This window comes from Pseudomonadota bacterium (assembly GCA_041395565.1).
Classification (GTDB): domain Bacteria; phylum Pseudomonadota; class Gammaproteobacteria; order UBA9214; family UBA9214; genus UBA9214.
In genome coordinates this window covers 22868-39863 of record JAWLAI010000009.1, presented here as the reverse complement: position 1 = coordinate 39863, position 16996 = coordinate 22868, and the positions used below count along the sequence as shown (strand labels likewise).

Here is a 16996-nt window from a genome sequence, read left to right as displayed (position 1 = left end):
GCTGCGCCCGTCATGCGGGTAGGCGTTGGCGGGCGTGCGGCAAAATCCAGCCCGAGCTGATTTGTCGTCATGCGCGGGCGCTTAACTGCCGGCCGCCGGCCGCCGGAGGTTGTAGAGCATGCCTCTGATGTCCTTCCCGCCGTCCTTGCGCAGAAATACGTCATCAGAACTGATCATCTCGAAACCGGCTCTCGCGGCCAGCTCGCTGATGTAATCCTTGCTGTGCGCATAGCGGCCGGAATCACGCAGGACGATAGCCTGCCCGGCTTCGGCCTTTTCCGTGGAGAACAGGAAATGCCCCCCCGGGCGCAGTGCCGCGGTCGTGGCCGCAAATACCGGCCACAAATCGCCTATGTAAACAAACACATCGGCGGCGAGCACCAGGTCGTAAGCTGCGGGGCTGGCAAGCAGCGGGGGGGTCAGATCGTCGACGAGCAGCGTGTCGTAGACAGCGCGCTCGCGGGCCTTTTGGATCATCTTCGGGGCCAGATCCACGCCGACCAGCTGCTTTGCCAGGGGGCGGAACAGGGTGCCACACAAGCCGGTACCGCAACCCAGGTCTATGATGTCCAGCTTATCCCGGTCCGGCTGGAAATGCTGTCGTGCCAGATCGAACAGCAGCGCGGGGGTGCGGTATTCAAGCTTGTTGACCAGGGCTTCGTCGAAAGTCTCTGCATAGCCATCAAAGAGCTTCCTGACATAGTCAGCCGGCGACCTGTCCGGTGTCTCCATGACACCCATGACGGCGAGGAAGTAGCGGGCCGTCTCGTTTCCGGGATCGATCTCCAGCGCACGGCGGTACAGTTCGATGGCTGCTGCCGTGCGGCCGCTGGCCTGATGCGCCGCTGCCGTATGCAAGCAGGCCTCGACCAGGTCGGGCTCGAGCTGGAGGGCCCGCAGCCCGCTTTGACATGCATCCTCGAAACGACGTAATTCCAGCTGGACGTGGCAAAGACCGTCCCAGGTGCGCGCGCTGTTCTGATCGCGCTGCAATGACTGCTGGAATGCGCGTGCCGAGTCCTCGAATTTGCCTGCCTCGCGCAGGCCGCAGCCAAGGTTGAACAGCCACAGCGCACTGTCTGGCTGCAGGCGCACCGCTTGTTGATAGGCCTGCAATGCGCCGGCCAGGTCGCCCATATCCTGCAGCAGTGCGCCGAGGTTGCTGTAGGCTTCGGCATAATCCGGCTGCAAGCGCACTGCGTTCCGATAGTGCGCGAGCGCCTCATCTCTGTCGCCGGTCTCGCGCAGCAGGGTGGCAAGATTGTTCGCTGCATTGGCATATCCGGGGGCGATTTCGAGCGCCTTGCGGTAGCATGCGATGGCGGCGCTGGGTTGACCCTTGTTTTTCAGTATCGTCCCGAGGTTGTTGTAGGCGGTGTGGGAGTTCGGCTGCAGGGCGATGACCCTGCGGCAGGATGCTTCTGCCGCATCGGCATTGCCGGTCATGCTGTGAAGTATGCCGAGCATATGCCAAATCCCTGGGTCCTGCGGCAATTTTCTGCTTGCCTGCAGAAACAGATCCAGCGCCTCAGGAAGGCGTCCTTCCCTGAATGCGGTCTGTCCCTCTGCTACCAGCTTTTGCGGATTGGCCACGTGGAGTTATCTTGCCGACGAACCGGCATTGTCATTGCACCCGTCAGGGCCTGCTGGTTCTGGGGTCCGGTTGTGATACGGGGTTGAACTGGTTGTTTCGGAACCAGAATTGAACTTTAGATTACATCATAATGCGGATGCCCGCACACGGCCCGCGCGTGTTGCGGCGTGGACGCAGGACGGCTGCCGGCTCGCATCCCGGGCGCCCGGCGCTATCCGGGCATAGCAGCTGTACAACCTGCGACGATCGGTGGTAGTTGGCCAGATGACCGCCGGATCTCTCGGGATGCCGTCCCTGCGGGGAATGCGCGGTCGTGGCGCCGGGCGCCGTGCCCGGCGTCGGCGCGCATGCGCTTGCTCCCCCTGCGACCGGAAAGCCGGTCATGCTGTAGATCCAAGGCACCGGGGTGTTGGACGGCGCCGCATGGGGTGCCTTATCATTATGAAATAAAAGGCAATTACGGGTCGCAGGCCGCTGCCGGAACGCCTACACGGATATCGGCAAAAGGTACAATTGCGAATTTCCGCTATTTCACCTAATGTCTACTGAAATTCCCCAACTCAACCGAATGGATCGACGCTTGCCTACTATGAAATTCCTGAAAATCTTGTTTTCCATACTCGCAGGGATGTCGGTCCTGTATGGCTGTACCGCGATAAACACCATGCCGATCGCAGCCAGGGCCGGGGACACGATCACTGTGGCGGTCGGTTCTCCTGATGGCATGACCCTGGCGAATACGACGGCAAGCTACGCGCCGAGCGGTGGCGGCTCCGTTGCATTGCCTATCAAGTCGATTGTCAGGTTGCTGCCGGATCAGACCTCTCGTGCCGTGCAGAACCCCACCCATTCCTACTGGGAACTGACGAACTCGTCCGGACACCAGCCATGGCTGAGCGTGCTTGTCATCGATTTGCCGACATCCGGACTTCCTGTCGGAACCGGTGCGATCCACGTATCGACCACGGCCGAATACCCTACGATTGCCGACCACGTCAACAACGTGCCGATCAACCTCGAGATTCTGCCGGGTACCGGCACGCCCCATCCGCTCGAATACAATATCGGTCTGGGGTCGACTGCGCTGGGTAACCTGAACAACATCGAACCGTCACATGGCATCGTGACGCACCCCACATTCGATCCGAATGCGACATGGCCGACCTATGGTGCGATCGAGATTACCCTGCAATTCGCGGCTGACGGCGCGCCGCCCTCGTCATTCCAATTGATTCCCGAGGACATCAGCTCGTACACCGGCTCCCAGCGGAATGTCATCCATAAGGTGGCGGGCGATTCGCTGGTTGTCAGTTACATCAGCCCGACCGGTCTGCTGCAGTATTACGAACCCAGATTCACCATCGTACCGCTGCCGGCCAGGCCGATAACCGGGCCCCTGCCGGGTACGATGCCATCGGCACCGCCGGTGGTGACACAGGTGCGTCACTTCGACATCAACGGCGCGCTAGTCAGTGGTCCTTCGCTGGCGAATTACACGGTCGATATGTTCTGAAGGCTGCGCTGCTGTGATGGATAGTCACGGCAGACCCGCTAACACGCGATCGCCGGCTGGACGTGCCTGACGCCGCCAGCCCCGGCGGTACGCGGCGACATCCGAAACCCCCTCCCGTGTCCCCGGCTCGGCCAATGCGCCGGGCCGGACTCTGGCGCCCGCAAGCCGGCAGCCGGAGCGGTGGCGCTGCCACGATTAATCCGCGATCTTGCCTGGTATTGCAGTAAACAGGGGCGCATTCGAGCGCGATAGCGCACATTCGTTGGACAAGACCACTCCGAATTAATTAGAATTCGCCCGGATCCTGGGCGAATCGCCGCTTGCGGCCATATCGTTGATGAAAAACTGGTCAAATCAATAAGTTTCCACGACACAGCATGACTCAATTACTCGTCCTCAGCGGCCCGAATCTCAATCTCCTGGGCACGCGTGAGCCGGAGCATTACGGCGCCGCCACATTGGACGAGATCGTCGCCGACCTGCAGGCGCAGGCAGCCGAGGCCGGGTTCGAGCTGGTGCACTTCCAGAGTAATGCCGAACATGAATTGATCAATCGGGTGCAGGCCGCGCGCGCGCAGGATATTGTTTTCATTATTATTAATCCGGCGGCGCTCACTCACACGAGTATCGGTCTGCGCGATGCGCTGCAGGCGGTCGGGATTCCCTTTATCGAGGTCCATCTGTCCAACGTCCATGCCCGCGAGCCGTTCCGTAAGCAGTCCTATTTTTCGGACATCGCGGTCGGTGTCATAGCGGGTCTGGGGCCGACCGGCTACCGGCTCGCGCTGGAGGCGGCGGTGGACTATCTGAACAAACAAACTGATTAAGCCGGCAGATGTGCTTCCCGCAACGAACACTTAACTGAACGGACACAGCAATGGATATTCGCAAGGTCAAGAAACTCATCGAGCTGCTGGAGGAGTCGCAGATCGCTGAAATCGAGATTCACGAAGGCGAGGAGTCGGTGCGGATCAGCCGTACCGGGCCGGTGCCCGCGGCCTATTATCCGCCGCCGCTGCCACCACCCGTCGCCGCAGCACCGGCCGCGGCAATACCCGAGGCTGCGGCTGAGCCTGCCGTACCCGCCGGTCACAGTGTCACCTCGCCGATGGTCGGCACTTTCTACGAGGCACCGTCACCCGGCGCGAAGCCTTTCGTCGAGGTGGGCCAGACCGTCAAGGTCGGCGACACGCTTTGCATCATCGAGGCCATGAAGATGCTCAACCAGATCGAGGCCGACAAGGCCGGCAAGATTTCCGCGAAGCTGGTTGATAACGGTCAGCCGGTCGAATACGGTCAGCCCCTGTTCGTGATCAGCTGATGCTGGAAAAAGTCGTCATCGCCAACCGGGGCGAGATCGCCCTGCGCATCCTGCGTTCCTGCCATGAGCTCGGTATCGCCACTGTGGCGGTGCATTCCGCGGCAGACCGGGACCTGAAGCATGTGCTGCTGGCGGACGAGAGCGTCTGCATCGGGCCGGCGCCGTCGACGGAGAGCTACCTCAACATCCCGGCCATCATCAGCGCGGCCGAGGTGACCGATGCCAGCGCGATCCATCCCGGTTACGGCTTCCTCTCGGAAAACGACGATTTCGCCGAGCAGGTTGAACGCAGCGGTTTCATTTTCATCGGCCCGCGGCCGGAAACCATCCGCATCATGGGCGACAAGGTCGCGGCCATCCGTGCCATGAAGGAGGCCGGCGTACCGACCGTTCCCGGTTCCGACGGCCCGCTCGGGGACGATGACGCCGCCAACCTGAAGCTGGCGCGCGGGATCGGCTATCCGATCATCATCAAGGCGGCCGGCGGTGGCGGCGGGCGCGGTATGCGCGTGGTGCACGCCGAGGCGGCGCTGCTCGGCGCCATTTCGCTGACCCGCACCGAAGCCAAGAACGCATTCAACAACGACGTCGTTTACATGGAAAAATTCCTGGTGACGCCGCGTCATGTCGAATTCCAGGTGCTGGGCGACGGGGAGGGGAATGCCATCCACCTCGGCGAGCGCGACTGTTCCATGCAGCGCCGGCATCAGAAGGTGGTGGAAGAGGCGCCGGCGCCGGGCATCACGGAGAAGCAGCGTCAGGAGATGGGGCAGCGTTGCGCGGAGGCCTGTGCCAGGCTGAAGTACCGCGGGGCGGGAACGTTCGAGTTCCTGTACGAAAACGGTGAGTTCTATTTCATCGAGATGAATACCCGTGTCCAGGTCGAGCACCCGGTCACCGAGATGGTGACCGGTGTCGATATCGTCAAGGAACAGCTGTACATCGCGGCAGGCAGGGGGCTGAGCTACAAGCAGAAGGATATCCGGATCCGCGGCCACGCCATCGAGTGCCGCATCAATGCGGAAGATCCGACCAACTTCATGCCTTCACCGGGCACCATCAGCAATTACCATGCGCCGGGTGGCCCGGGAATCCGCATGGATACCCATATCTACAACGGCTACCGTGTGCCGCCGTATTACGATTCCATGATCGGCAAGCTGATTGCGCATGGCGAGACCCGCGCCTCGGCGCTGGCACGCATGCGCGTCGCGCTGAACGAGATCGTCATCGAGGGTATCAAGTCGAACGTGCCGTTGCAGCGCGATATCGTCACGGATCCGATTTTCATGGCCGGCGGCGCGGATATCCACTACCTGGAAAAGAAGTTGGGGCTGTAGCCACCACGCCTCCGCGACGGTCCCGACCGCAGGATCTCCATGCCTGTGCTGATTCCCTTTCGCAACACGACGCGTCGACGGGCACGGCATGCGCCCGGGCGGATCGCGGTGACAGTCGGCGCGCCTGCCGCGACTGCGTTACACGCGGCTATAGAGGTGGGGCATGAACTGGCTGCTGTTCTCCATTGACGTGCCGCGCGAGCTGGCGGAGGCCGTGACCGCCGCCTTGGAGTCGGCAGGTGCGCTGTCCGTGTCGCTGCAGGATGCGGCGCACGAGTTGCTCGTGGAGCCGCTGCCCGGGGCCCAGCCGATCTGGCGCAATCCGCGTGTGGTGGCTTTGTTTTCCGCCGCTGCCGATGCCGCTGCCGTCGAGGCGGCACTGCGTGCGGTCCTGGGCGAGCCGCTGCCGCCACTTGCCGTCTCCGTACTGGAAGATCGTGACTGGTCCAATACCTGGCGCGATACATTCAGGCCGATGCGTTTCGGCGCGCGGCTGTGGGTCTGTCCATCCGGCGCGGCCTGTCCGGACGCCGGGGCCGCGGTGATTACCCTGGATCCGGGGGTTGCCTTCGGCACCGGCACCCACGCCACCACGGCGCTGTGTCTGGAGTGGCTGGACCATCATCCGCCGGTCGCCCGGCGTGTCATCGATTACGGTTGCGGTTCGGGCATCCTGGCGCTCGCGGCCGCCAGGCTCGGCGCCGCGCAGGTGCTGGCAACGGACATCGATCCCGCTGCGCTGGCGGTTACCCGGGCAAACGCGGCGGCTAATGGCATTGTCTCGGGTATCGATGTCTGTCTGCCCGACGACCTCGATCGGACCCCGGCCGATCTGGTGCTAGCCAATATTCTGGCAAATCCACTCGTGGAACTGGCGCCGGTACTGTCCGCCCTGCTCCGGCCGGGCGGCACCCTGCTGCTGACCGGCATCCTGGCGACGCAGGCGGAAGCGGTCAGCGCGGCCTACGCCCCCTGGATCGTATTCGATGCGCCACAGCAGCGTGAGGAGTGGGTGCTGCTGACGGGTACGAAACACACTGCTGGAGCGTAAACCGCGACACAGGGTGCGCGCCGCGGATCGCAGCGCCATTGCACGCACCGCCGATTCCGGCAATCCGTCAGTGAATTAAGGTAAACTTTTGTCCATGTATACCTATTGCCCGAATTGCTCTGTGGTGTTCCAGGTATCCGCCGCCCAGCTGGGGAGGGCGGGGGGCAGGGTGCGCTGCGGCGAGTGCCGGCAGGTCTACAGCGCCGTCGACTATCTGTACGAAGACCTGGCGGCAGTGCGCGCAGCGGTCGATGCGGCCGGTAGTCTCGCCCTGACCAGCGAGGCGGCGCGCATGGGAGGCATCGAAGTCGAGCCCGACGTGGAGGAGCGCATGACCGAACCGGCGGCGGAAATGGACGCGCTGCCGCCCATGCTCACCGGATCGTCCTGGGAGCATCGGAGCCTGCAGGGCCGGGACCTGTTCAGTCTCTCCGCGATCGCCGTGCTGGTCGTCCTGCTCGGCATGCAATGGACGTTTTTTAACCGGGTCGGCCTGGCGGCCGATCCCGCATGGCGGCCGGCACTCGAGCGCTTCTGCGCGGTGCTGCGCTGCGAACTGCCGCTGCGTGTCGATCTGTCGCGACTGGCCATCCTGGAGCGCGATGTGCGTCAACACCCGGTTGCGGCGGGTGCCCTGCTGATCAACGCGGCATTCGAGAATCGTGCCGACTTTACCCAGCCATATCCCGTATTCGAGGTCAGTTTTACCGACATGGCCGGCAATCCCGTCGCCATGCGCCGGTTCCGGCCGGCGGAATACCTGCGCAATGGGCCCGATTACAACGCCGGTTTGCCGGCACACGCGACCGTGCAGGTGGTTCTGGAAGTGCAGGATCCGGGTGACAAAGCCGTGTCATATCAGTTCGGCTTTCTCTGAAGCCTGAATTCACTTCGCTTTTTTTAACGCTTTTACATGATCACGCAAGCGGGTATTATCTCCGGTCCCTTCGGCCCGGGATGAAATCCGTTACTCCAAACGTCATAACACCGGTGAACATAGGACCCTATCAATTACCAAACAATCTCGTGCTGGCGCCGATGGCCGGTGTGACCGATCGGCCGTTCCGTCAGTTGTGCCGTGAACTCGGTGCCGGCATGGCAGTGTCGGAGATGGTGTCCTCGAACGCGTTGCTCTGGGGCAGCCGCAAGACCCGGCGCCGCATCGATCATCGCGGCGAGCCGGCGCCGGTATCGGTGCAGATCGCCGGTTCCGATCCTGTCATGATGGCAGACGCGGCACGCTTCAATGTGGACCAGGGCGCGCAGATCATCGATATCAACATGGGCTGTCCCGCAAAGAAGGTATGCAACGTGATGGCTGGTTCCGCCCTGCTGTGCGACGAGTCGCTGGTGGGCCGGATCCTCGATGCCGTGGTCGCGGCAGTTCCGGTGCCGGTCACGTTGAAGATACGTACCGGCTGGGATCCAGGGCACAGGAACGGCCTGCGCGTGGCGCGGATCGCCGCACAGGCGGGGATCAGGGCGCTTGCCGTGCACGGACGTACGCGTGCCTGCGGTTATCGCGGTGCGGCCGAACACGATACGGTGCGCGCAATCAAGGCCGCGGTCGGGATACCGGTGATCGCCAACGGTGATATCGATACCCCCGAACAGGCGGCGGCGGTGCTGCGCTACACCGGGGTCGATGGCATCATGATCGGGCGTGCAGCCCAGGGCCGGCCCTGGATCTTCCGCGAAATCGCCCATTACCTGCGTACCGGGCAACTGCTGCCGGAGCCGGGAGCAGCGGAAATCTGCCGCGTTCTCAGCGGTCATCTCGAGCATCTGTACGATTTCTACGGCGAATATACCGGCGTGCGCGTGGCGCGCAAGCACATCGCCTGGTACAGCCGCGGGCAGCGCGACGGCAATGCCTTTCGTGACCGGATCAACCGTCTGGAAAGTGCGGCGGCGCAGCTGGCGTGTGTGCACGAGTTCTTCGCCCGGCGTGCTGATCAACAGGTACAGGCCGCATGATCGCGCAGCCCCGGCGCGAGCGCCGCAAACAGCCTATCCGCCGCAGCGTGACCTCGGCCATACAGCTCTATCTGGGCGATCTGAACGGACACAAGGTCAAGGACCTGTATCACCTGGTACTCAACGAGGTGGAACCCGCACTGCTCAATGTCGTCATGCATCACGTGGACGGCAACCAGAGTCAGGCCGCCGAAATGCTGGGCATCAGCCGCGCGACCCTCCGCAAGAAACTCAAACAATACAACCTGGAACACTGAAAACATGATCGCGCGTGCACTGATAAGCGTTTCCGACAAGAGCGGTGTGGTCGACTTTGCCAGGGAGCTGCACGCGCTGGGTGTGGAGATCCTGTCCACGGGTGGTACCGCGCGGATGCTCGAGCAGGCCGGTGTTGCCGTCACCGAGGTGTCCGATTACACCGGTTTCCCGGAGATGATGGACGGACGCGTGAAGACCCTGCATCCGCGCATCCACGGCGGCATCCTGGGGCGCCGCGACATCGATGCGGAAGTCATGGCCTCGAACGGCATCCTGCCCATCGATCTGGTGGCGGTCAATCTGTATCCGTTCGAGCTGACCGTGGCACGACCGGATTGCGATCTGGGTACGGCTATCGAGAATATCGATATCGGCGGTCCGACGCTGCTGCGCGCGGCGGCGAAGAATCACGCCGCGGTGACCGTGGTGGTGGACAGTGCGGATTACGAGACGGTGATCGAGGAAATGCGCGCTGGTGGAAACCGGGTTTCCGCAGCCACGCGCTACCGGCTGGCATTGAAGACCTTCGAACACACGGCACGCTACGACGGCGCGATCGCGAATTACCTCGGGGCGATCGATGCCGCGGGCGAGCGCGCGGATTTCCCGCATACCCTCAGTCTGCAGTACCGCCGTGCCCAGACCATGCGCTACGGCGAGAATCCGCACCAGCGTGCCGCTTTTTATGTCGAGCACGAACCACGCGAGGCGTCAGTCGCGACCGCACACCAGTTGCAGGGCAAGGAGCTGTCCTACAACAATGTGGCGGATACCGATGCTGCGCTGGAATGCGTTAAATCCTTCCCCGAGGGGCCGGCGTGCGTCATCGTCAAGCACGCCAATCCCTGCGGGGTCGCCCTGGGCGACACCCCGCTCGCCGCTTACGAGCGGGCATTCAAGACCGATCCGACCTCGGCCTTCGGCGGCATCATCGCTTTCAACCGCACCCTGGAGGCGGAAACCGCCGCGGCAATCCTCGAGCGCCAGTTCGTCGAGGTGATCATCGCGCCTGCGGTCGATCCCGAGGCGCTGCCGGTGTTGGCCGCCAAGAAGAACGTAAGGGTGCTGGAATGCGGGTGCTGGGCGGACGAACCCGTTTCCATGCTTGATTTCAAACGCGTCAACGGTGGCTTGCTGGTGCAGGACCGCGACCTGGGGCGGGTCACGGCCGACGCGCTGAAGGTGGTGACCCGGCAGGCGCCGACTGCAGCGCAAATCCAGGATCTGCTGTTCGCCTGGCGGGTCGCCAAATTCGTCAAATCCAATGCCATTGTCTATTGCCGCGACGGCATGACGGTCGGCGTCGGCGCCGGCCAGATGAGCCGTGTCTACAGCGCCCGGGTGGCGGCGCTCAAGGCCGCGGACGAGGGTCTCGAGGTCAAGGGTTCGGTCATGGCATCGGACGCCTTCTTCCCGTTCCGCGACGGTATCGACCAGGCGGCGGCGGCTGGCGTCGCCGCGGTGATCCAGCCCGGCGGCTCGCTGCGCGACGACGAGGTCATCGCTGCCGCCAACGAACACGGCATCGCCATGGTATTCACCGGCATGCGGCATTTCCGGCACTGACAGTAACGCCACAGAGAACACGGGGTGTTGTAATTCACGCAGGCGTATTTTTAAGTAACATCTGGCTCGTCCGTCATGGCGACGATCGCAGGGAGAAGGTGAGGCCGGGAACGGCCGAGAGACTGGCCTGGGCCATGCACGAGGTGGCGTAGCGCATGGAACGGTTACCGCGGAACGCGGTGACGCAGCAATCTCGAACTGGCTGATACCATGTGGGGGATCGCATCGCTACGCTCGCAATGACGGGATTCATTGACCAGAGGTTCCGTAAGTAATTTCTGTGCTTCACGTATGATCGTAAATCGCGACACGTATATTTAGCGTCTCTAATAGGGGATCAGTAAACCCCCCGCCTTCAGGCGGCAAATCGTCATGCCGGCGTATGCCGGCATCCAGAGAGACTGCTCCATGGGTAGATCTGATTGCGGCCTGCGCCGCAATGACGGGGACCTTCATACAGGCGTATGGGCAATTGCGGTGCACGGGGAGCGTGGAATGCCAGCGGAGTTGAATGTCGGGGCAATCGGCCGGATGGCCGATCGATCCAGCTTTCAGCGGTAACCTGAAGCCACGGGCTTTAGCCGGTGGAGTATTCACTTCCCTGCGCGCTCCGTGATCTCTGTGGCGGATACATTTGATACAGCAATCATGAACATCCTCATTATCGGCAATGGCGGGCGCGAGCACGCGCTGGCCTGGAAGGCGGCGCAGTCGCCGCTCGCGGACGCGGTGTACGTGGCGCCGGGCAATGCCGGTACCGCGCTGGAACCGGGTGTCGAGAACGTCGCCATCGATGCGCTCGACATCGACGCCCTGATCGCCTTCGCGCGGGCGCAGGCCATCGGCCTGACCATCATCGGGCCCGAGGTGCCGCTGGTGGCCGGGATCGTCGACCGCTTCCGGGATGCCGGATTGCCCTGTTTCGGGCCGGGCCGCGGCGCGGCGCAACTGGAAGGCTCCAAGTCGTTTGCCAAGGATTTCCTGCACCGACACGCGATCCCCACGGCAGCCTACGCGAGCTTTCACGATGTCGATGCGGCCATCGATTACATCCGCGCGCAGGGCACCCCGCTCGTTGTGAAGGCCGACGGGCTGGCTGCCGGCAAGGGCGTCATCCTGGCGCAGACGCAGGACGAGGCCATCGCGGCCGTGCGCGACATGCTGGCCGGCAATGCCTTCGGCGCGGCCGGACACCGTGTCGTGATCGAGGAATTCCTGCAGGGCGAGGAGGCCAGCTTCATCGCGATGGTGGATGGGGAGCACTGCCTGCCGCTGGCTACCTCGCAGGACCACAAGGCACGCGACAATGGCGACACCGGACCGAACACCGGCGGTATGGGGGCCTATTCGCCGGCCCCGGTGGTGACGCCGGAGCTCCACGAGCGGGTCATGCAGCAGGTGATACTGCCCACCATCCGCGGTATGGCGGCCGAGGGCAACGCCTTCACCGGGTTCCTCTATGCCGGGTTGATGATCGGTGCCGACGGTGTGCCGAAGGTGCTGGAGTTCAACGTGCGCTTCGGCGATCCGGAGACGCAGCCCGTCATGTGCCGTCTGCAGAGTGACCTGGTGGCGCTGTGCCTGGCTGCGCTGGACCGCCGGCTCGACACCGTGGAGGCAGTGTGGGATCCGCGAGTCGCGTTGGGGGTAGTGATGGCGGCGGGCGGTTACCCGTCCGGTTACCGCAAGGGCGATGTGATCACGGGCCTGGCGGCTGCCGAGGGCATGCCCTGCAAGGTGTTTCATGCCGGGACGGTCGCTGATGGCGATGCGGTGAAGACCAGCGGCGGGCGCGTGCTCTGTGTGTGTGCGCTGGGCGAGACCATCGGCGCCGCGCAGCAGCAGGCGTATGCCTGTGTCAGCCGCATCGAGTGGCCGGATGTTTATTATCGTACCGACATCGGCTATCGTGCGCTGGAACGCGAAACCCGGGCCGGCGCAGTACGCCTGGACTGATCGGCAGGTGCTTGCCGGGCACGCCGGCCGGGGCTGCTGACGCTGAAACCTTCGGTCACGGTAGCGGCGGCCTGCCGGCCGCAACAAGGAGAAAAAGATGGAAAATATCGGCTGGGTCTTACTCGCACTCATCATAGCCATACCCCTCTGGGGCGTGCTGTTGTACAACCGGCTGGTGAACCTGAAGAACCAGGTCGCCAACGCCTGGCGCCAGATCGATGTCCAGCTCAAGCGCCGCCACGACCTCATCCCCAATCTGGTCGAGACCGTGAAGGACTACATGTCCTACGAGCAGGAAACACTGACCATGGTCATCAACGCCCGCAATCAGGCCGTCGCCGCCAAAGGGCCGGAGGAGGCGATCGCCGCGGAGGGCATACTGAGCGGAGCGATGGGCAAGCTGTTTGCGCTCATGGAAAACTATCCCGATCTCAAGGCCAACGAGAACGTCTCGCGCCTGATGGAGGAACTGAGCGCCACCGAGAACAAGATCGCGTTCTCGCGCCAGTTCTACAACGACAGCGTGATGGCGCTCAACAACGGCGTTGAGACCTTCCCGTCGAACATCGTGGCCGGCCTGTTCGGCTTCAAGCAGGCAACCTATTTCGAGGTGCCGGAAACCGAAACGGCGACACCGGCGGTCAATCTGCGCTGAACGCAACGGCCCTGAGGCGAATCGGGGCGAGTCCGTGACAGGCGCATGCCGCAAACCCCGTCCATGACATGTCCCGAGTGCGGCGCCGTCCGGCGCCCGCATGCGCGCGTATGCGCCCAGTGCGGCGTGCCCTTCACCACGGGCTGGGAAGCGCATCGCCTGCTGCGCAACAAGGTGCTGCGGCGTACGGATTTCCTCGCCGCCGCGCGTGCCAACCAGCGAGCCACCCTGCGCCTGGTCGGCACGCTGCTCCTGGTCCTCGGTGTGCTCGGTTACCTGCTGGGCTGGAGTCTGCAACTGGCCACGCACGGCCTGCCGGAAGGCAGCGTGGATGTCTGGTTCGTCAGCCGCTGGGGTGTGTGGTGTTCGCTGGTGCTGTTCGGTATCGGGACGGTATGGTCCGGTATCGCCTTCCGCAGCGGCGACCGGATCGTGCTGCGTCTGACCGGTGCCCGCGAGGTCACCGCGGACGAGGAGCCCGTGCTGCACAACGTGGTCGAGGAAATGGCGATCGCGGCCGGTATCGTCAAGCCGCGCGTGTATGTGCTCGAGAATCCCGCGCTGAACGCCTTCGCCACGGGTATGACGCCGGCACGCTCCGCCATCGGCGTCACGCGCGGCCTGCTGGATTCCCTCAACCGCGAGGAACTGCAGGGCGTGGTAGGCCACGAAATGGGCCATATCGTGAATTGGGATATCCGTTATGCCACCGCGGTCGGGGTTATCGTCGGTCTCATCGCGCTGGTCAGCGATGCGGCGCTGCGCGCGCTGTATTTCTCCGACCGCTCGCGGAATTCCTCGAAGGCCGGGCCCGGTGCGCTGTTCGTGATGCTGGCGCTGGTGGCGTTCGCGGCGCTGGCGCCGGTATTCGCGCTGCTGGTGCAGTTCGCCGTGTCGAGGCAGCGCGAATTCCTTGCCGATGCCACCAGCGTCCGTCTGACCCGCCATCCCGAGGGATTGATCAGCGCGCTGGAAAAGCTGGCCGCCAGTGCCCAGCCGTTCCGCGGCGCGAACCGTGCCACCCAGCACATGTTCATCGTCAATCCGTTCCGCAACTTCCGCGAAAAGACCAGCCGCCTGTACGCGACTCATCCCCCGATCGAGCTGCGCATCAACCGCCTGCGCAACCTGGGCAACGACTAGAACCTATCTCAATATTGGAAAATCCTGCGGTGGCCATGTTTGTCGTCATTCCGGCGCAGGCCGGAATCCAGTATTGCGCGGGTTTTCTGGATGCCCGCCTGCGCGGGCATGACAATGTAAGAATGCTTATACCAATTTTTAGATAGGTTCTAGAACCTATCGCATAATTTACACGGCTGCGACCGTGGCGATTTGTGCACCTGGCAAGGCGCGGCGCGCGCGGGACGATGAGATAGGTACCAGCCTTCAGGCAGGAACACGCTGTTGCGCACAAACACGCCAGGGCGCAAGGAAAATCAATAATTGCACTGGGGCGCGGAGCGCCCGGCGCATGTTAATGCGGTAGCAGCGGACCGCGTCCCCGAACGATCGAATCCGGGCGCTCCTGCAGGCCGCGAGTGCCTGCAGCGTGATATTCACGGGGGCGGGAGCTTGCATGACCTGAGGACCGGGGACGGGAGTCGCGCGGTCATGTGCTGCCGCATTCTCGATGCATTCATGCGCGTGCGCAGAATCAGCTTGGGGATTGGCGCATCTGGCCAGACCAGGCCGGCATGGTTCGATCCCTGATGTTACATCCGCTGTGCGCTCTGTGTTCTCTGTGGCAACCCTGCGTCGAATTTCTTGGTGCCTTTGCGCAAGACGGGTTGTCGAAACCCGCCGCTCAGCGCTTCATGGATTCGAAGAATTCGGAATTGTTCTTGGTGGCCTTGAGCTTGTCGAGCAGGAATTCCATGGCAGCCAGTTCGTCCATCGGGTGCAGCAGCTTGCGCAAGATCCACATCTTCTGCAATTCCTTCGGATCGGTCAGCAGTTCCTCGCGGCGGGTGCCGGACCGGTTCAGGTTGATCGCCGGGTAGACGCGTTTCTCGGCGATGCGGCGGTCGAGATGGATCTCGTGATTGCCCGTGCCCTTGAACTCCTCGTAGATCACGTCATCCATGCGCGAGCCGGTGTCGATGAGCGCGGTGGCGAGAATGGTCAGGCTGCCGCCCTCCTCGATGTTGCGTGCCGCGCCGAAGAAGCGCTTGGGGCGCTGCAGGGCATTGGCGTCGACGCCGCCGGTCAGCACCTTGCCGGAGGACGGCACCACGGTGTTGTAGGCACGGCCCAGGCGTGTGATGGAGTCCAGCAGGATCACCACATCGCGCTTGTGCTCGACCAGTCGTTTGGCCTTCTCGATCACCATCTCGGCCACCTGGACGTGACGGCTGGCCGGTTCGTCGAAGGTGCTGGAGACCACCTCGCCCTGTACCGAGCGCGCCATTTCGGTCACTTCCTCGGGACGTTCATCGATGAGCAGCACGATGAGATAGCATTCGGGATGGTTCGCGGTGATGGACTGCGCGACGTTCTGCAGCAGCATGGTTTTGCCGGCCTTCGGCGGCGAGACGATCAGGCCGCGCTGGCCCTTGCCCAGTGGCGCCACCAGGTCGATGATGCGCGCGGTGATGTCCTCGGTGCTGCCGTTGCCGCGCTCGAGTACCAGCCGCTCGTTCGGGTGCAGTGGTGTCAGGTTCTCGAAGGCGACCTTGTTCTTGGCGACCTCGGGCTTCTCGTAATTGATCTGGTTGACCTTGAGCAGCGCGAAATAGCGCTCGCTGTCCTTGGGGGGGCGGATCTTGCCGTCCACGGTATCGCCGGTACGCAGGCTGAAACGGCGGATCTGGCTGGGCGATACATAGATGTCGTCCGGGCCGGCGAGGTAGGAACTGTCGGCCGAGCGCAGGAAGCCAAACCCGTCCTGCAGTATCTCCAGCACCCCGTTGCCGAAAATGTCCTCGCCCTTCTTGGCGTGTGACTTGAGGATGGAGAAGATGATGTCCTGCTTGCGCTGGCGCGCGATATCCTGGATGCCCATTTCCTGGGCGATGTCGATCAGCTCGGAGGCGGGCTTGAGTTTGAGTTCGGACAGGTTCATAGGTGGCCTTTGCTGGGTATCATGGCAAATGTTGTTTGGATGGGCCCGGGGGCCGGGGAAAAACGGGGGTGACGACCTGCCTGCGGCGCAGCGGTGCGAGTGCGGTCGTGCTGTGTCGGTTCGGGACTGTGCCCGTGACCTCAGTAACCCCCGGCGATATGTTTAGTGTTCTTTTGTCAGATGTTGCTGTCGATGAATGCCGTAAGTTGCGATTTAGACAGTGCGCCGACCTTGGTGGCCTCCACGTTGCCGTCCTTGAACAGCATCAGGGTCGGGATGCCGCGGATGCCGTACTTGGGCGGTGTCTGCGGATTATCGTCGATATTGAGTTTTGCGACCTTGATCCTGCCGTTGTATTCAGTGGCGATCTCTTCCAGGATGGGTGCGATCATCTTGCAGGGACCGCACCACTCGGCCCAGTAGTCAACCAGTACGGGCTCGGACGACTTGATGACGTCCTGTTCGAAACTGTCGTCGCTCAGCTGGAGGATGTTATCACTCACTGTCGAATTTCTCCTTGAGATGAAAAGACTGTCGGTTCGTTGCGGCTGTAACAGGGGCAGGTCCGGGATGATAGGCAGAATGGAAACCGTTGTGCGCCATGTCTAGGCTCGTTTCGGGAGGCGTGACCCTGGCAGGAGTCGTTATGATGTGTCAGCTCAGGAACACCCGCCGACACCTTGATACGTGCTATTTCAGCC

15 protein-coding genes are annotated in these 16996 nt (G+C 62.9%); 12 read left to right on the top strand and 3 right to left on the bottom strand.

What is annotated here, in order from left to right:
• Window positions 1–81 precede the first annotated feature (81 nt).
• Window positions 82–1593, bottom strand: a complete 1512-nt coding sequence (locus R3F42_14565; protein MEZ5543241.1) for a tetratricopeptide repeat protein — start codon at window positions 1591–1593, stop codon at window positions 82–84.
• Between the two features lie 590 nt (window positions 1594–2183).
• Between R3F42_14565 and R3F42_14560 the strand changes: the two genes are divergently transcribed.
• The 12 genes from R3F42_14560 to R3F42_14505 all read left to right on the top strand — a co-directional run bounded on the left by R3F42_14560 (window position 2184) and on the right by R3F42_14505 (window position 14374).
• Complete coding sequence (locus tag R3F42_14560; GenBank protein ID MEZ5543240.1) at window positions 2184–3107, top strand: hypothetical protein; 924 nt, start codon at window positions 2184–2186, stop codon at window positions 3105–3107.
• Window positions 3108–3484: 377 nt separating this feature from the next.
• Window positions 3485–3934, top strand: coding sequence for a type II 3-dehydroquinate dehydratase (gene aroQ, locus R3F42_14555; protein MEZ5543239.1), 450 nt, complete (start codon window positions 3485–3487; stop codon window positions 3932–3934).
• 50 nt (window positions 3935–3984) lie between these two features.
• On the top strand, window positions 3985–4428 hold the full coding sequence (gene accB, locus R3F42_14550) for an acetyl-CoA carboxylase biotin carboxyl carrier protein (protein ID MEZ5543238.1): 444 nt from the start codon (window positions 3985–3987) through the stop codon (window positions 4426–4428).
• Entirely contained in the window at window positions 4428–5768 is a 1341-nt protein-coding gene (gene accC, locus R3F42_14545) for an acetyl-CoA carboxylase biotin carboxylase subunit (protein MEZ5543237.1), read from the top strand. The genes accB and accC overlap by 1 nt, the downstream gene beginning before the upstream one ends.
• Window positions 5769–5931: 163 nt before the next feature.
• Window positions 5932–6819 carry a 50S ribosomal protein L11 methyltransferase gene (gene prmA / locus R3F42_14540; protein ID MEZ5543236.1) on the top strand — a complete coding sequence of 296 codons (888 nt, stop codon included), beginning with the start codon at window positions 5932–5934 and terminating at the stop codon, window positions 6817–6819.
• A gap of 94 nt (window positions 6820–6913) precedes the next feature.
• Window positions 6914–7696, top strand: a complete 783-nt coding sequence (locus R3F42_14535; protein ID MEZ5543235.1) for a DUF3426 domain-containing protein — start codon at window positions 6914–6916, stop codon at window positions 7694–7696.
• 113 nt (window positions 7697–7809) lie between these two features.
• Window positions 7810–8796: a tRNA dihydrouridine synthase DusB gene (gene dusB / locus R3F42_14530; GenBank protein ID MEZ5543234.1), complete on the top strand. Its 987-nt coding sequence runs from the start codon at window positions 7810–7812 to the stop codon at window positions 8794–8796.
• Window positions 8793–9053: a DNA-binding transcriptional regulator Fis gene (gene fis, locus R3F42_14525; GenBank protein ID MEZ5543233.1), complete on the top strand. Its 261-nt coding sequence runs from the start codon at window positions 8793–8795 to the stop codon at window positions 9051–9053. Before dusB ends, fis begins: the two co-directional genes overlap by 4 nt.
• 4 nt (window positions 9054–9057) lie before the next feature.
• The gene (gene purH, locus R3F42_14520; GenBank protein MEZ5543232.1) at window positions 9058–10620 is read left to right on the top strand and encodes a bifunctional phosphoribosylaminoimidazolecarboxamide formyltransferase/IMP cyclohydrolase; all 1563 of its coding nucleotides are present in this window, start codon (window positions 9058–9060) and stop codon (window positions 10618–10620) included.
• Between the two features lie 648 nt (window positions 10621–11268).
• A complete protein-coding gene (purD, locus tag R3F42_14515) occupies window positions 11269–12576 on the top strand; it encodes a phosphoribosylamine--glycine ligase (GenBank protein ID MEZ5543231.1) in 1308 nt (435 codons plus the stop codon).
• 97 nt (window positions 12577–12673) lie between these two features.
• A complete protein-coding gene (locus R3F42_14510; GenBank protein MEZ5543230.1) occupies window positions 12674–13231 on the top strand; it encodes a LemA family protein in 558 nt (185 codons plus the stop codon).
• A gap of 45 nt (window positions 13232–13276) precedes the next feature.
• Complete coding sequence (locus tag R3F42_14505) at window positions 13277–14374, top strand: M48 family metalloprotease (GenBank protein MEZ5543229.1); 1098 nt, start codon at window positions 13277–13279, stop codon at window positions 14372–14374.
• 664 nt (window positions 14375–15038) lie between these two features.
• On the opposite strand, the gene rho is transcribed toward R3F42_14505, so the two are convergent.
• Together rho and trxA are read right to left on the bottom strand one after the other, a co-directional pair.
• Window positions 15039–16295 (bottom strand): transcription termination factor Rho, encoded by a 1257-nt coding sequence (gene rho, locus R3F42_14500; GenBank protein MEZ5543228.1) that lies wholly within the window; start codon window positions 16293–16295, stop codon window positions 15039–15041.
• A gap of 176 nt (window positions 16296–16471) precedes the next feature.
• Window positions 16472–16798 carry a thioredoxin TrxA gene (trxA, locus tag R3F42_14495; GenBank protein MEZ5543227.1) on the bottom strand — a complete coding sequence of 109 codons (327 nt, stop codon included), beginning with the start codon at window positions 16796–16798 and terminating at the stop codon, window positions 16472–16474.
• Between the last annotated feature and the right edge of the window lie 198 nt (window positions 16799–16996).

What these genes read in the sequence shown, in the direction of transcription:
- purD (MEZ5543231.1), top strand. Translation starts at nt 11,269, where the DNA reads ATGAACATCCTCATTATCGGCAATGGCGGGCGCGAGCACGCGCTGGCC.
- rho (MEZ5543228.1), bottom strand. Translation starts at nt 16,295, where the DNA reads ATGAACCTGTCCGAACTCAAACTCAAGCCCGCCTCCGAGCTGATCGAC.
- prmA (MEZ5543236.1), top strand. Translation starts at nt 5,932, where the DNA reads ATGAACTGGCTGCTGTTCTCCATTGACGTGCCGCGCGAGCTGGCGGAG.
- R3F42_14510 (MEZ5543230.1), top strand. Translation starts at nt 12,674, where the DNA reads ATGGAAAATATCGGCTGGGTCTTACTCGCACTCATCATAGCCATACCC.
- R3F42_14505 (MEZ5543229.1), top strand. Translation starts at nt 13,277, where the DNA reads ATGCCGCAAACCCCGTCCATGACATGTCCCGAGTGCGGCGCCGTCCGG.
- aroQ (MEZ5543239.1), top strand. Translation starts at nt 3,485, where the DNA reads ATGACTCAATTACTCGTCCTCAGCGGCCCGAATCTCAATCTCCTGGGC.
- accB (MEZ5543238.1), top strand. Translation starts at nt 3,985, where the DNA reads ATGGATATTCGCAAGGTCAAGAAACTCATCGAGCTGCTGGAGGAGTCG.
- R3F42_14560 (MEZ5543240.1), top strand. Translation starts at nt 2,184, where the DNA reads ATGAAATTCCTGAAAATCTTGTTTTCCATACTCGCAGGGATGTCGGTC.
- fis (MEZ5543233.1), top strand. Translation starts at nt 8,793, where the DNA reads ATGATCGCGCAGCCCCGGCGCGAGCGCCGCAAACAGCCTATCCGCCGC.
- R3F42_14535 (MEZ5543235.1), top strand. Translation starts at nt 6,914, where the DNA reads ATGTATACCTATTGCCCGAATTGCTCTGTGGTGTTCCAGGTATCCGCC.
- purH (MEZ5543232.1), top strand. Translation starts at nt 9,058, where the DNA reads ATGATCGCGCGTGCACTGATAAGCGTTTCCGACAAGAGCGGTGTGGTC.
- accC (MEZ5543237.1), top strand. Translation starts at nt 4,428, where the DNA reads ATGCTGGAAAAAGTCGTCATCGCCAACCGGGGCGAGATCGCCCTGCGC.